The organism is Alphaproteobacteria bacterium RIFCSPHIGHO2_01_FULL_41_14 (assembly GCA_001767855.1).
In the GTDB taxonomy this organism is placed as follows: Bacteria; Pseudomonadota; Alphaproteobacteria; order UBA7879; family UBA5542; genus 2-01-FULL-41-14.
This window is the reverse complement of sequence record MEMF01000003.1, coordinates 1-15,226: the sequence shown is the minus strand read 5'-3', so window position 1 is coordinate 15,226 and position 15,226 is coordinate 1. Positions and strand designations below refer to the sequence as shown.

Annotated in this window: 12 protein-coding genes and 1 tRNA gene; 12 read left to right on the top strand and 1 reads right to left on the bottom strand. The window is 47.4% G+C overall.

Features of this window, described 5'->3' with window-relative positions:
- Window positions 1-107 precede the first annotated feature (107 nt).
- From A2621_04495 to A2621_04455, 9 genes are all read left to right on the top strand, one after another.
- Window positions 108-183, top strand: a tRNA-Trp gene (locus A2621_04495).
- Between the two features lie 28 nt (window positions 184-211).
- Complete coding sequence (locus A2621_04490) at window positions 212-403, top strand: preprotein translocase subunit SecE (GenBank protein ID OFW89264.1); 192 nt, start codon at window positions 212-214, stop codon at window positions 401-403.
- A 2-nt stretch (window positions 404-405) separates the two neighbouring features.
- The gene (locus A2621_04485; protein OFW89263.1) at window positions 406-939 is read left to right on the top strand and encodes a transcription termination/antitermination factor NusG; all 534 of its coding nucleotides are present in this window, start codon (window positions 406-408) and stop codon (window positions 937-939) included.
- 80 nt (window positions 940-1,019) lie between these two features.
- Complete coding sequence (locus tag A2621_04480) at window positions 1,020-1,448, top strand: 50S ribosomal protein L11 (protein OFW89262.1); 429 nt, start codon at window positions 1,020-1,022, stop codon at window positions 1,446-1,448.
- Between the two features lies 1 nt (window position 1,449).
- Complete coding sequence (locus A2621_04475; GenBank protein OFW89261.1) at window positions 1,450-2,145, top strand: 50S ribosomal protein L1; 696 nt, start codon at window positions 1,450-1,452, stop codon at window positions 2,143-2,145.
- A gap of 213 nt (window positions 2,146-2,358) precedes the next feature.
- A complete protein-coding gene (locus tag A2621_04470; protein OFW89260.1) occupies window positions 2,359-2,865 on the top strand; it encodes a 50S ribosomal protein L10 in 507 nt (168 codons plus the stop codon).
- Between the two features lie 12 nt (window positions 2,866-2,877).
- Window positions 2,878-3,255 carry a 50S ribosomal protein L7/L12 gene (locus A2621_04465; protein OFW89259.1) on the top strand — a complete coding sequence of 126 codons (378 nt, stop codon included), beginning with the start codon at window positions 2,878-2,880 and terminating at the stop codon, window positions 3,253-3,255.
- A 133-nt stretch (window positions 3,256-3,388) separates the two neighbouring features.
- On the top strand, window positions 3,389-7,567 hold the full coding sequence (locus A2621_04460) for a DNA-directed RNA polymerase subunit beta (protein ID OFW89258.1): 4,179 nt from the start codon (window positions 3,389-3,391) through the stop codon (window positions 7,565-7,567).
- Between the two features lie 38 nt (window positions 7,568-7,605).
- The gene (locus A2621_04455; protein OFW89257.1) at window positions 7,606-11,793 is read left to right on the top strand and encodes a DNA-directed RNA polymerase subunit beta'; all 4,188 of its coding nucleotides are present in this window, start codon (window positions 7,606-7,608) and stop codon (window positions 11,791-11,793) included.
- Here A2621_04455 and A2621_04450 read toward each other — a convergent pair.
- The gene (locus tag A2621_04450) at window positions 11,770-11,994 is read right to left on the bottom strand and encodes a hypothetical protein (protein OFW89256.1); all 225 of its coding nucleotides are present in this window, start codon (window positions 11,992-11,994) and stop codon (window positions 11,770-11,772) included. The two genes, A2621_04455 and A2621_04450, sit on opposite strands and share 24 nt — an antisense overlap.
- A gap of 69 nt (window positions 11,995-12,063) precedes the next feature.
- Here A2621_04450 and A2621_04445 point away from each other — a divergent pair, with 69 nt between their 5' ends.
- From A2621_04445 to A2621_04435, 3 genes are read left to right on the top strand one after another with little or no spacing between them, the layout of a single operon-like run.
- Entirely contained in the window at window positions 12,064-12,435 is a 372-nt protein-coding gene (locus A2621_04445; GenBank protein OFW89255.1) for a 30S ribosomal protein S12, read from the top strand.
- A gap of 12 nt (window positions 12,436-12,447) precedes the next feature.
- Complete coding sequence (locus A2621_04440) at window positions 12,448-12,918, top strand: 30S ribosomal protein S7 (GenBank protein OFW89254.1); 471 nt, start codon at window positions 12,448-12,450, stop codon at window positions 12,916-12,918.
- A gap of 2 nt (window positions 12,919-12,920) precedes the next feature.
- Window positions 12,921-15,002 carry a translation elongation factor G gene (locus A2621_04435; protein OFW89253.1) on the top strand — a complete coding sequence of 694 codons (2,082 nt, stop codon included), beginning with the start codon at window positions 12,921-12,923 and terminating at the stop codon, window positions 15,000-15,002.
- The last annotated feature ends 224 nt before the right edge of the window (window positions 15,003-15,226 follow it).

Here is a 15,226-nt window from a genome sequence, read left to right as displayed (position 1 = left end):
GTGAAGGCGGTCGTACCGTCGGCTCTGGTGTTGTTTCTAAAATTATTGAGTAGTAATTTAAGGGGAGGGGCTGATTATCTTGACGATCATCCCTATATCCTTTATGAAGGAGCGTAGCTCAATTGGTAGAGCGTCGGTCTCCAAAACCGAAGGTTGTGGGTTCGATCCCCTCCGCTCCTGCCATTATTATAGTAAAGTGTATTGAAGAAAAATGTTAAGTCCGATTGAATTTATGCAGCAAGTCAAACGTGAAGTGTCCAAGGTCACTTGGCCCACACGCAAAGAGGTTATGGTTACGAGCATCATGGTTTTTATCCTTGTATTGCTGGCCGCTGGATTTTTCTTGCTTGTGGATCAAGTTCTGGTGCGCCTCGTTAAGTTTGTCCTCGGATTGGGAGCGTGAACATGTCTCATCGTTGGTATGTTATAAATGTTCATTCTGGGTCTGAGAAAAAAGTTGCCGAAGCCATTCGCGAGAAAGTAGAGAAACAAGCTTTCTCGGATAAAATTGTGGAAGTTTTGGTCCCAACCCATGAAGTCATGGAAATGCGCCGCGGTAAAAAGACCATGGCGGAGAAGAAATTCTTTCCGGGGTATGTGCTGGTTAAAATGGAATTAACCGAAGATGCTTGGTATTTAATTAAAAATACCGCTAAAGTATCCGGTTTTTTGGGAGGACGCGGGAAGCCTGCTCCCATCAGCGAAGTCGAAGTGGCGCGTCTCCTGAGTCAAGTAGAACAAGGGACGGGCGGCCAGATGGCTTCTCAAAGGATGTTCGAGATCGGTGAACAAGTACGCGTGAGTGATGGGCCTTTCGCCTCCTTTAATGGACTGGTTGAAGAAATTGACCAAGAAAAGTCTCGCCTCAAAGTGTCTGTTTCCATCTTTGGACGCTCAACGCCAGTTGATTTAGAGTTTGATCAAGTAGAAAAAATTTAAACAATTGGATGAAGCTAGCGTATTTTGTGGGAGGCTTAGCCAAAGCCGCACCACATACTCAACGATTAAGGAGTTAAGAAATGGCAAAAAAGATTCAAGGCTATATTAGTCTGATTATCCCCGCGGGGAAAGCGAATCCCTCCCCTCCTGTAGGGCCTGCGTTAGGACAAAGAGGGTTGAACATCATGGAATTCTGTAAGGCTTTCAATGCGCATACGCAAAAAATGGAGCCTGGAACACCCATTCCTGTAAAAATCACTGCTTATGTGGATAAGACATTTTCGTTTGTGACCCAAACACCCCCGGCTAGTTTCTACTTAAAGAAAGCGGCTAGGGTGCAAAGCGGATCAAAAGCGCCTGGCCGTGATGTGGCCGGAAAAGTGACGATGGCTCAGATCCGGGAAATTGCTCAGGAAAAAATGAAAGACTTGAATGCGGTCAACCTAGAAGGGGCTTGTGAGATGATCAAAGGATCCGCCCGTTCTATGGGATTGGAAGTGGTAGGGTAAAATGACTATGGGAAAACGTTTGAAAAAAGTCTATACTACCTTTGATCGTACAAAAGCTTATGGACTAGAGGAAGCCGTTAAAATCGTAAAAGAAAATGCGGCGACGACTAAATTTGATGAAACAGTTGATGTAGCTTTGAATCTGAATGTGGATTCACGGAAAGCTGATCAACAAGTGCGCGGTGTGATTCAGTTGCCGAATGGTCTTGGAAAGCAAGTGCGCGTCGCTGTGTTTGCTAAACCCGAAAAGCAGGAGGAAGCTAAAAAAGCAGGGGCTGATTTAGTAGGGGGAGAAGACTTCGTGGAAGAAGTGATGAAGGGCAAAGTTGACTTTGACCGTTGTGTTGCGACTCCAGACATGATGATTTCTGTGGGTAAGCTTGGAAAAGTATTGGGCCCCAAAGGCTTGATGCCAAATCCTAAATTAGGAACCGTTTCTTTTGATGTGGCCCAAGTGGTCAAGGCCTTGAAGTCAGGTCAGCTGGAATATCGTGTTGATAAAGCCGGGATCGTTCATGCAGGTGTTGGAAAGGTGAGTTTTCCAGAAAATCAGATTCTAGAAAATGTCCGCTCTTTTGTAACAACCATCATGAAGGCGCGTCCTTCTGGGGCCAAAGGGTCTTTCGTGAAAACCCTGACGTTAAGCTCCACCATGGGGCCGGGTGTTCGGGTTGATTTCACATCTTTGGACAAATAGTAAAAAACGCTTGCTTTTGCTGATGTGTTTCGATATATAGAGTGAAACGTGTACTAAAGTTTGTGGCGCGTTTTCGTCGAAGACTGCTAGGTGTCCCTCGGGACTTAATGTTTCCTGCAGTAGACAGGAGTGTCAGTTTTTTAGGTTTTTACCTGATTTTTTGTCCCCTGTTGGGGTAATAGCCGACAATTTTTTCCGTTTGGAGACAGAAAAATGAATTATGCACAAAAAAGAGAATTCGTCGAATCGCTGAAAGGCAATTTGACGGCTGCAAATCTTGTTTTGATTACAAACCAATCTGGCCTCACCGTTGACGAGTCTAGTGAGTTGAGATCTCAAATGAGAGACGCAGGAGCTAACTATAAGGTGGTCAAAAACACGTTGGCTCGTATTGCTGTTGAGGGCTCTCGCTTTGAGCCCATGAAGGATCACTTTAATGGTCCAGCAGCGGTTGCATTTTCGGAAGATTCTGTTGCGGCGGCTCGGGTTGTTGTGAATTACACGGAAACCAACCCTAAGTTGTCAATTGTAGCGGGCATGCTCGGAGAAAAAGTTCTTGATAAGTCGGCCATTCAGTCGCTTGCCAAGTTGCCCTCTCTGAATGTATTGCGCGCAAAGCTTCTGGGTGTTTTTCAAGCCTCAGCTACAAAGATTGCGACGGTTATCAACGAGCCAGCTAGTGGGTTGGCTCGCGTTATATCAGCTTACGGTAAAAACTAAGGAGAAAATAAAATGTCACAGTTGAACACTATCGTAGAGTCATTGTCAAAATTAACGGTCCTAGAGGCATCTGAGCTTGTAAAGCTTTTAGAAGACAAATGGGGCGTGTCAGCTGCAGCTCCGGTTGCTGTTGCGGCCGCAGGAGGAGCTCCCGCTGCGTCTGAAGCGGCTGCAGAAAAAACAGAATTTACGCTTGTCTTAAAGGTGGCTGGTCCGAACAAAATTAACGTCATTAAGGAAGTTCGTACAATCACAGGTCTTGGCTTGAAAGAAGCGAAAGATCTTGTAGAAGCAGCTCCAAAAACGGTGAAAGACTCTATTTCTAAGGATGAAGCAGAGAAATTTAAAAAGTTACTCGAAGAAGCAGGCGCAACTGTCGAACTTGCGTAAGGCACTTTCTTGTTGGAGAGTTTGTTAAATCATCTCCATTAGGCACGTCACCAGAGGGATGTTTTTGGTGGCGTGCTTTTTGTATCATTAGTTTTGCTTGTAACGTTTGTTGAAGTAAATTTGAGGGGAATTAATTAGTATGTCAAAGTCAGCAGTACGTCGTATCAGAAAAAGCTTCGGGAAAATCGCTGAAGTCGCTCCTATCCCAAATTTAATTGAAGTTCAGAAAAAATCTTACGAGGGTTTTTTACAGTTTCATGTGCCTCGAGAAGAAAGAAAAAATCAAGGGCTAGAAAATGTTTTCAGGTCTGTATTTCCCATTCGTGATTTTGCAGGTTTGTGCGAACTAGAATATGTTCGTTATGATTTTGACGCGCCCAAGTACGACATTGATGAATGTCGCCAGCGCGGCCTCACCTTTGCGGCGCCTTTGCGCGTATCTCTCAGATTGGTTGTTTGGAGTATGGATCAAGACACGGGAGCGAAATCTGTCCAAAATATCAAAGAGCAAGATGTCTATATGGGCGACATGCCGCTGATGACAGAAGATGGAACCTTTATTATCAATGGAACTGAGCGCGTGATTGTGTCCCAGATGCATCGTTCCCCTGGGGTGTTCTTTGATCACGATGAAGGTAAAACTCACTCGTCAGGGAAGTATCTTTTTGGCGCGCGCATTATCCCCTCGCGGGGGTCGTGGATTGATTTAGAGTTTGATCCAAAAGACTTGCTTTATGTGCGCATTGATCGTCGACGTAAGATTTTAGCCACCACGCTGTTGATGGCGCTTGATAGTGCCCCAACGGAAATAGCGCGGGCTAAAGCTGCTGAAGAGGGTCGCACCTTGCCGTTGGATGAAGTTCATGGCATGAACCGAGAAGAAATTTTGAAAAGCTTTTACGATGTCATGGAGTACACGTTCTTGAAAAAAGATCAGTGGAAGTGTCCCTTAAACCCTAGCCGATTTAAGGGCATTAAAATTTCCAAGGATATCGTGGATGCAAAGACTGGAGACGTTGTGATTGCGGCGGATTCGAAAATGACACCCCGCCAACTGCAACTTTTAGAAGCTGAAAAAGATCGCCAAGTGATCGCATCTGAAAGTGATGTGATTGGTGCGTACATTGCGTCCGATTTGTTTAATAAACAAACAGGAGAGCTTTTGCTTGAAGCCGGGGAAGAGATCACGCCCGAAATTTTGACCCAGGTTCACGAGCTCGGCATTAAATCCCTTTCCATTCTTTCCATCGATCACATCAATGTGGGGCCTTATATCCGTAATACCCTGGTAGCCGATAAGAACCGCAATCGCATTGATGCGCTTGTGGATATTTATCGTGTCTTGCGTCCCGGTGAGCCCCCCACCCTTGAAGGGGCGGATACCTTGTTCTGGAATCTGTTTTTTGACTCTGAGAAGTATGATCTGTCTCCCGTTGGTCGGGTTAAGATGAACGCACGTCTTGGGTTTGAAAATTCAGATGGGCCGGGTGTATTGCGCAAAAAAGACATCATTAAAATCCTTCACCTGTTGGTGGAATTAAAGGATGGTCGTGGAGAAATAGACGATATTGACCACTTAGGGAACCGTCGTGTGCGGTCTGTGGGCGAATTGTTGGAAAACCAATATCGCATCGGACTTTTGCGCATGGAGCGTTCCATTCGGGAACGCATGGGCTCGGTGGAATTGGATACCGTTATGCCGCATGATCTGATCAATGCGAAACCAGCCTCTGCGGCGGTGCGTGAATTCTTTACGTCTTCACAACTCTCTCAGTTTATGGATCAAACAAACCCGCTGTCTGAAATTACACACAAGCGTCGGTTATCTGCCCTAGGCCCAGGTGGCTTGAGTCGGGATCGTGCGTCTTTTGAAGTGCGGGATGTGCATCCCACCCACTATGGTCGTATTTGTCCCATTGAAACACCAGAAGGTCAGAACATCGGGTTGATTAACTCACTCGCGACCTATGCGCGTATTAACAAATATGGGTTCATCGAAACGCCCTATCGTAAAGTAACCGATGGAAAAATTTCCGATGATGTGACGTACTTGTCAGCCATTGACGAAGGTAAATATGTGGTGGCCCAAGCGGATGCCGATATTGATCTGGACGGCCGGTTTATGCAAGAGTTTGTAACCTCGCGGGTGAGGGGAGAATTTCTTCCCATGGTGGCAAGTCAGGTAGACTTTGTGGATGTTTCCCCAAAGCAGTTGGTGTCTGTTGCCGCGTCTCTGATTCCTTTCTTAGAAAATGATGACGCAAACCGTGCTTTGATGGGATCAAACATGCAACGACAAGCGGTGCCGCTACTCAGAGCAGAAGCGCCCATTATTGGTACAGGTATGGAAACAAACGTAGCCAGAGATTCGGGGGTGGTTGTGGTTGCACGCCGCTCGGGGATTGTGGACCAAGTGGATGCCCAGCGTATTGTGGTTAAGGTAACGGATCCTCGTGCCATGAAAGAACAAGGCGTTGATATTTACACGTTGCAAAAATTCCAAAGATCAAACCAAAACACCTGTATTAACCAGCGGCCGTTGGTGAAGGTGGGCGAATCTGTAGAGATCGGCGATGTGATCGCAGACGGTCCGTCCACAGATAAGGGCGAATTGGCTTTGGGACGGAATGCATTGGTCGCGTTCATGTCTTGGAACGGGTACAACTTTGAAGACTCCATCATGATTTCCGAACGTATCGTGAAAGATGACGTCTTTACCTCCATTCACATTGAAGAATTTGATGTGATGTCGCGAGATACAAAGTTAGGGCCAGAGGAAATCACGCGAGACATTCCGAATGTGGGAGAAGAGTCTCTGAAGAATCTCGACGAAACGGGAATCGTTTATGTTGGGGCTGAAGTGAACCCAGGTGATATTTTGGTTGGAAAAGTAACGCCAAAGGGAGAAACGCCTTCCACGCCAGAAGAAAAACTTTTGCGCGCCATTTTTGGTGAGAAAGCCTCAGATGTCCGGGACAGTTCTTTGAGATTGCCACCCGGCACCACAGGGACAATCGTAGACGTGCGGGTGTTCTCGCGTCGCGGGATTGAAAAAGATGAACGTGCCTTGGCCATCGAACGCGCAGAGATCAGTCGCTTGGCAAAAGACCGCGATTCCGAAAGAACCATTCTTGAGCGTAGCTATTATGGCCGTTTAGAAGAACTTTTGGGGGACAAAAAAGTGGTTAAAGGACCGAAGGGTCTGAAAGTTGGCACTGTGGTCACCGACAAAGTTTTTGCGGAATACTCTCGCGGTCAGTGGCGCCAAATTGTGGTAGATGATAAAGATATCATGGACACGCTCGAAGCGCTTGGGAATCAGTTTGACCAAAGCATCGCCTCTGTGAATGCACGCTTTGAAGACAAAGCGGACAAAGTGCGTCGCGGAGACGAAATGTTGCCAGGCGTTTTGAAGATGGTCAAAGTCTTTGTGGCGGTGAAGCGGAAGCTTCAGCCGGGAGATAAGATGGCGGGTCGTCACGGGAACAAGGGTGTGATCTCGCGGATTACGCCCGTGGAAGACATGCCCTATCTTGAAGATGGGACACCCGTGGATATTATTTTGAACCCACTGGGTATTCCATCTCGTATGAACGTGGGCCAAATTTTGGAAACCCATCTTGGATGGGCGTCTGCCGGACTTGGTAAGAAGATCAAGCATATGATCCAAAGCTTCCAAAATGGCGACAAGAAGATGAAAGAAGTGCGTTCAGAGCTGACAGGTATTTATGAAGATCCTGACTCTGTGAAGGCGCTCAGTGCCTTAGATGATGCCCATCTTTTGGATGTTTTGTCTGATGTGGGCGTCGGATTGCCTATGGCCACTCCTGTTTTTGATGGGGCGTCTGCAGAAGATGTTGCAAAACAGTTGACCATGGCAGGGCTTGATACATCGGGTCAGGTGACTTTGCGTGATGGGAGAACAGGCGAAACGCTCAATCGTAAGATCACGGTTGGATACATGTATATGTTGAAACTCGACCACCTTGTGGATGATAAGATTCACGCTCGTTCCATTGGTCCTTATAGTTTGGTTACCCAACAACCGTTAGGGGGTAAAGCCCAATTCGGAGGACAAAGGTTTGGAGAAATGGAAGTTTGGGCGTTGCAAGCGTACGGAGCCGCCTATACCCTCCAAGAGATCTTAACCTTTAAGTCAGACGACGTGGCGGGCAGAACGAAGGCTTATGAAGCCATGATTCGAGGAGACAATGTCTTTGAATCCGGTATTCCCGAGTCGTTCAACGTTTTGGTGAAAGAAATTAAGTCCTTGGGACTGAATGTTGAGCTAAAAGAAGAAGGGCACGACTAGCCGTTAACCTGTGGTAGAAAATCCAGCGGAGTAAAAGTATGAGTCAAACACAAGCATTAGAAAAAGTTTTTGGTCAAGTTTCTGCCCCCAATAGTTTTGGGGAAATTAAAATCTCCATCGCAAGTCCTGAGCGGATTCGTTCGTGGTCATTTGGGGAAGTTAAGAAACCAGAAACCATCAATTATCGTACGTTCAAACCAGAAAGAGACGGGCTATTTTGTGCGCGTATTTTTGGTCCTGTAAAGGATTATGAATGTCTTTGTGGTAAATACAAGCGCATGAAGTACCGGGGTGTTATCTGCGAAAAGTGTGGTGTTGAAGTCACTTTATCTAAGGTTCGTCGTGATCGCATGGGGCACATTGAATTGGCGGCTCCTGTTTCCCACATTTGGTTTTTAAAGTCCTTGCCCAGTCGCATCGGGATTTTGTTGGATCTTGCGCTCAAAGATCTTGAACGTGTTTTATACTTTGAAAATTATATCGTTTTAGATCCAGGGCTTACAACGCTTAAGAAAAACCAGTTGTTATCAGAGGACGAGTATCTGGAAGCCCAAGACAATTTTGGGGAAGATTCTTTCCAGGCGGGGATTGGGGCGGAGGCTCTTAGAAATATTTTAAAATCCATGGATCTTAAAAAAGAGCAGACCGATCTTAGAATTGAGTTGAAAGAAACCAATTCAGAAGCCCGTCGTAAGAAGGTTATTAAGCGTCTCAAGATTGTGGAAGCTTTCTTAGAATCAGGCTCGAAGCCTGAATGGATGGTCTTGACTGTCCTCCCAGTGATTCCCCCTGAATTGCGTCCTTTGGTGCCCTTGGATGGGGGACGATTTGCCGCCTCTGACCTGAATGATTTGTATCGTCGGGTCATTAACCGTAATAACCGTCTCAAAAGACTTCTCGATTTGAAGGCGCCTGACATTATCGTGCGGAACGAGAAGCGTATGCTTCAGGAATCCGTGGATGCCTTGTTTGATAACGGCCGTCGGGGTCGTATCATTACGGGTACGAACAAGCGTCCGCTGAAGTCGCTTTCCGATATGTTAAAAGGAAAGCAAGGTCGTTTCCGTCAAAATCTTCTCGGGAAGCGCGTCGACTATTCTGGCCGTTCCGTGATCGTGGTGGGGCCTGAATTGAAATTGCACCAGTGTGGGTTGCCTAAGAAAATGGCACTCGAGCTCTTTAAGCCTTTTATTTATTCTAAGCTCGAAAAATATGGGATTGCGCCCACCATTAAGGCTGCAAAGCGGATGGTTGAGAAAGAAAGACCAGAAGTTTGGGATATCTTAGAAGAAGTTATTCGGGAACATCCTGTTCTTTTAAACCGTGCCCCCACGTTACACCGTTTGGGAATTCAAGCCTTCGAGCCAATTCTGATCGAAGGGAAAGCCATTCAATTGCATCCTCTTGTTTGTACAGCCTTCAACGCTGACTTCGACGGAGACAACATGTCTGTGCATGTGCCCTTGTCCATGGAAGCTCAGTTAGAAGCGCGTGTTTTGATGATGTCGACGAACAACATCCTGAGCCCCGCGAATGGTCGCCCCATTATCGTTCCCACAAAGGACGTTGTTTTGGGGCTCTATTACTTAACCACTGAGCGTGACAACCAAAAAGGCGAAGGGATGTCCTTTGCCTCCGTGAGCGAAATTGAACGCGCTCTTGAAGACGGAATTGTAGATCTGCATGCCAAAATTACGGCGCGGTATAAAGGCGTTGATGCCCAAGGGAATCCCAAGATCTATCGAGTAAAAACAACGCCAGGTCGGATGTTGCTTTCAGAGATTTTCCCCCGTCATGCCGCTTTAGATTTTAAGCTGATCAATCAGGTGCTAACCTCAAAAGAAGTCACTTCTTTGTTGGACATCATCTATCGGCATTGTGGACAAAAAGAAACGGTTATTTTTGCTGATCGCATCATGCGTCTTGGCTTTAAATGGCTGACATTGTCTGGAATTTCTTTTGGTATGGATGACTTAGTTATTCCGCATGCGAAAAAGAAGCTCATTGCGGATACGCAAGCGAAAGTGTCGGAATATGAACAACAATACTTGGATGGATTGATCACGAAGGGTGAGAAATACAACAAAGTTGTGGACGCGTGGTCGCAGTGTGGGGACTTGGTCGCGGCAGAAATGATGCGAGAAATCGCTTTCTCTCCCGATGACAAACCCCTTAACTCCGTTTATATGATGGCGCACTCGGGCGCGAGAGGATCGCCTGCTCAGATGAAGCAGCTTGCGGGTATGCGGGGTCTGATGGCGAAGCCATCGGGCGAAATCATTGAGACGCCCATTATCTCTAACTTTAAAGAAGGTCTCTCAGTGCTTGAGTACTTTAACTCAACCCACGGGGCGCGTAAGGGGTTATCAGATACGGCGTTGAAGACGGCTAACTCAGGATATCTGACGCGCCGTTTGGTGGATGTCTCCCAAGACTGTGTGGTGACCGAAGAAGATTGCGGTACAACCCGGGGGATCATGGTACGCTCTGTGATGGATGGCGGCACCGTCATGATTCCTTTGAGTGAACGTATTCTAGGGCGTGTACCGGTGGCGGATATCATCGATACATATCGGGACGAAGTCGTTGCAAAAGCCGGACACATTATGGATGAAGAAACCATTGAGCGGATCAACTTAACCAATATTGATGAAGTATTGGTGCGGTCGCCGTTGACGTGCGAAGCTGCGTTTGGCATCTGTGCGCATTGTTATGGCCGTGACTTGGCACGAGGCACGTCAGTCAACAAGGGCGAAGCGGTGGGTGTTATTGCCGCACAGTCCATTGGGGAACCTGGAACACAGCTGACCATGAGAACGTTCCACATTGGAGGAACGGCACAGGGTGCAGCGGAAGAGTCGAGTTTAGAGTCTCCCATTGGCGGTGTGATCGTTCTTAAAAATAAAAACACTGTTCAATTGGCCGATGGCAGCCTGATCGTGATGGGTCGTTACACAGAAATTACCATTCAAGATGACCAAGGCCGGGAAAAATTCTCGCGTCGGGTCATGTATGGAGCGAAACTTCTGGTGGATGATGGAGCGACGGTGAAACAAGGACAAAGACTTGTGACATGGGATCCGTACACTTTGCCAATTCTGACAGAAAAGGAAGGTGTGGCGCACTTCATTGACGTGATTGATGGCATTTCTGTAAGGCATGTGGTGGATGAAGAGACCGGTATTACAAGCCGTGTGGTCATGGATTCACGCGTTCAGAAAAAGAAAGAAAACATCAAGCCACGTATCGTGATCTGTGATGCCAAAGGAAATCCGCTCACCATGGCGAATGGCCTGGAAGCTCGGTATTTCTTGCCGGTAGATGCGGTCATCAGCATCGAGCAAGGCCAGAAAGTGAAGGCAGGTGAAGTACTTGCGCGTATTCCGCGGGAATCTTCCAAGACACGAGACATCACGGGGGGATTGCCACGGGTGACCGAGTTGTTTGAAGCGCGAGTTCCAAAGGATTATGCCATCATTGCAGAATGTTCGGGTCGTGTGGAATTTGGCAAGGACTATAAGTCTAAGCGCCGTATTCTGATTGTGCCAGAAGAAGCTGGACTCGAGCCCGTTGAGTATCTATTGCCGAAGGGTCGACACTTAACAGTTCAAGAGGGTGACTACATTAAGAAGGGTGACCTTCTCATGGACGGCAAGCCGTCTCCGCACGATATCTTGCGAATCTTGGGGGTAGAGGCTTTGGCCAGTTACCATGTTTCAGAGGTTCAAGAAATCTACCGACTTCAAGGGGTGCGTATCGATGACAAGCACATCGAGGTGATCTTGCGTCAGATGCTTCAAAAGGTTGAAGTAAAGGATCCAGGTGACACAACCTTTATGGTGGGCGAAGAAGTCAACCATATGGACTTGCAAAAAGAGAACGAGAAAATGGAAAAAGAGGGCTTGAGACCGGCAACGGGTCAGACCATCTTACAAGGCCTCACAAAGGCATCCTTGCAAACGCGTTCGTTTATCTCTGCGGCGTCTTTCCAAGAAACAACGCGTGTCCTCACCGAGGCAGCCGTTTCTGGGAAGTCAGACTATCTCGTAGGTCTCAAGGAAAATGTGATCGTTGGTCGCTTGATTCCGGCAGGAACGGGAAGTGCGCTCAGAGACTACAAGAAAATTGGAAAAGATCGCGATCTACAACGGAAACCACTTTCTGGGGGAGAAGTTATTCCTGGTGAAGTGGTGAGTATCCCTCTAGAGCCAGCGAAGAGATTCTAGAAAATTCTCGCAGGAAGATCCGTCAAAAGGGAAGCTTTCGGGCTTCCCTTTTTTTAAGGAGGGACCTTCATCCTGAAAAAATCTGACACATTTCGTACAAAAACCAAAAATTTCTGCTTTTCTCTCCTTATCTTCTCTTTTCTCTACTTTTTTTATAAAGCCTACTTGACGAAGAGCGAGGCAGCCCCTATTATGCCACAACTGTAGAGTATATTACTCTCATGGGCCTGGTGGTCATGGGGGTTTTTCATTTTCTAAAAAAGGAATGCTATGCCAACGATTAATCAGTTGATTCGTAAGTCGAGACGTCGCCCTGTTGAGCGCAGAAAAGCGCCAGCCCTTGAGTCATGCCCTCACAAACGAGGTGTGTGTACCCGTGTGACAACCATGACACCAAAGAAACCAAACTCAGCTTTGCGTAAAATTGCTCGTGTGCGGTTAACCAATGGATTTGAAGTCACAGGATACATTCCCGGTGAAGGCCATAACCTACAAGAACACTCCGTTGTCCTTTTGCGGGGCGGTCGTGTGAAAGACTTGCCCGGTACCCGCTATCACATCGTGCGGGGTGCCTTGGATACGCAAGGGGTTAAAGATCGTAAACAATCGCGCTCTGCTTATGGCGCGAAACGTCCAAAGTAAAAGGAATAGAGTATGTCTCGTCGTCGCGCAGCAGTAAGAAGAGAAGTTTTAGCGGATCCAAAGTTTGGGGACAAGGTCGTCACCAAGTTCATTAACAGCTTGATGACCCGCGGGAAAAAATCCATCGCAGAGTCCATCATTTATGATGCCTTTGATATTGCGCAAAAGAAACTTGGCAAAGATTGTATTGAAATTTTCCATGAGGCATTGAATAACGTGAAGCCTGCTGTTGAAGTGAGGTCTCGTCGTGTGGGAGGGGCGACCTACCAGGTTCCCGTTGAAGTTAGAACGGATCGGTCTCAGGCATTGGCCATTCGTTGGATTATTGATATGGCTCGGAAAAGAAATGAACGCACCATGACAGAGCGGTTAGCTGGCGAATTCATGGATGCGGTAGGCAACAGAGGCGCTTCCGTGAAGAAACGGGAAGATACGCACAAAATGGCGGATGCGAACAGAGCATTTGCCCATTATAGGTGGTAGGAATGTCGTCTAGAAAGGTGGCCCTCCAGAATTATCGTAACATTGGGATTATGGCCCACATTGATGCTGGAAAAACCACGACCACAGAGCGCATTCTTTATTACACAGGTCGGTCGCATAAGATCGGTGAAGTTCATGATGGCGCAGCGACCATGGATTGGATGGAGCAAGAGCAAGAGCGCGGGATTACCATTACATCTGCTGCCACCACTTGTTTCTGGAACGATCACCTCATTAACATCATTGACACTCCTGGACACGTTGACTTTACCATTGAGGTAGAGCGTTCCTTGCGGGTGCTTGACGGCGCTGTAGCTGTTTTTGATAGCGTGGCGGGCGTTGAACCCCAATCTGAAACAGTTTGGCGTCAAGCGGATAAGTATCACGTGCCGCGGATTTGTTTTGTGAACAAGATGGACCGTATTGGAGCTAATTTTTATCGCTGTGTTCAAATGATCGAAGATCGTTTGGGCGCAAATCCTCTCGTGATCCATTTGCCCATTGGGTCAGAGTCTGAGTACGTCGGTCTGGTAGATCTTGTTAAAATGCAGGCTGTGTACTGGGAAGATGATGCTTTAGGGGCAAACTTCTCCTACGCCGAGATTCCGGCTGATCTGGTGGATCAGGCCAACGAATACCGGGCAAAATTGGTTGAAAAAGCCGTTGAGATGGATGACGACGCTCTTGAAAAGTACCTTGATGGAGAAGAACCCTCTGAAGCCATACTGAAAAAATGTATTCGGAAAGGCACCGTTTCTCTTCATTTCGTTCCCGTTTTGTGTGGGTCTGCTTTTAAGAACAAAGGTGTTCAACCTTTGTTGGATGCAGTTGTGGACTACTTGCCCTCTCCTTTGGATGTGCCCTCTGTAAAGGGGACGAATCTTAAGGGTGACGCAGAGATGACGCGCAAATCTTCCGACGAAGAGCCTTTTTCGGCGCTCGCTTTCAAAATCATGACGGATCCCTTTGTGGGGACCTTGACGTTTATTCGTATTTATTCTGGCGTTTTGCGCACGGGAGATCAGGTATTGAACTCCATCACCGATAACAAAGAACGTATCGGTCGTATGTTACAAATGCACGCGAACATGCGGGAAGATATCAAAGAAGGCCGCGCAGGTGATATCGTTGCGCTCTGTGGTCTGAAGTCTGTAACCACGGGGGAAACCCTTTGTAATCCGCAGCATCCCATCATTTTGGAAAGAATGGAATTCCCAGATCCTGTGATTGAAGTGGCGGTTGAGCCAAAATCAAAGGCGGATCAAGAACGTATGTCCATTGCTTTGGGTCGTTTGGCGTCTGAAGATCCCTCCTTCCGGGTGAGTGTGGATCATGAATCAGGTCAGACCGTGATTAAGGGGATGGGCGAACTTCATCTTGAAATCATTGTTGATCGGATGAAGCGTGAATTTAAAGTTGAAGCCAACGTTGGGGCCCCTCAGGTGGCCTATCGTGAGACATTGACGAAGCTGGCAGAAGTTGATTACACCCACAAAAAGCAAAGCGGCGGGGCGGGGCAGTTTGCGCGCATTAAGCTTGTCTTTGAACCTCTGGAACCAGGGTCTGGGTATCAATTCGAAAGCAAAATTGTGGGGGGGGCTATTCCAAGAGAATACATTCCTGGCGTAGAAAAAGGCTTAAACTCTGCCATGGGATCTGGTCCTATTGCCGGGTTCCCTGTCATTGACTTCAAAGTTAGTTTGATCGATGGAGCTTACCACGATGTGGACTCTAGCGCGTTGGCCTTCGAAATCGCAGGACGGTCTGCTTTCAGAGAAGGGGCTGCAAAGGCAGCTCCTCGGCTTTTAGAGCCTGTGATGAAGGTGGAAGTGGTGACCCCTGAAGAATATATGGGCGATATCATCGGGGACTTGAACAGCCGTCGTGGCCAGATCACCGGCATGGAAGATCAGGGAAATGCCCGCGTTATTTCGGCGATGGTGCCGCTTGCTTCCATGTTTGGGTATGTGAACACCCTGCGGTCTATGAGCCAAGGACGTGCCCAATACACCATGTTGTTTGATCATTATGAACAAGTGCCTCAGGCTGTGGCGGATCAAGTAAAACAAGCGATGACCGCTTAAAAAAAGTAATTTTATATCGGATTAAAGGAAGAGAGAGAGAAGAAGATGGCAAAAGAGAGATTTGAGAGGAAGAAGCCGCATTGTAATATCGGGACGATTGGGCACGTTGATCATGGGAAGACGAGTTTAACAGCAGCGATCACGAAGATACTGGCAGAGACAGGCGGAGCGGTTTATAAGGCGTATGACCAGATTGATGCGGCGCCAGAAGAGAGAGCGCGAGG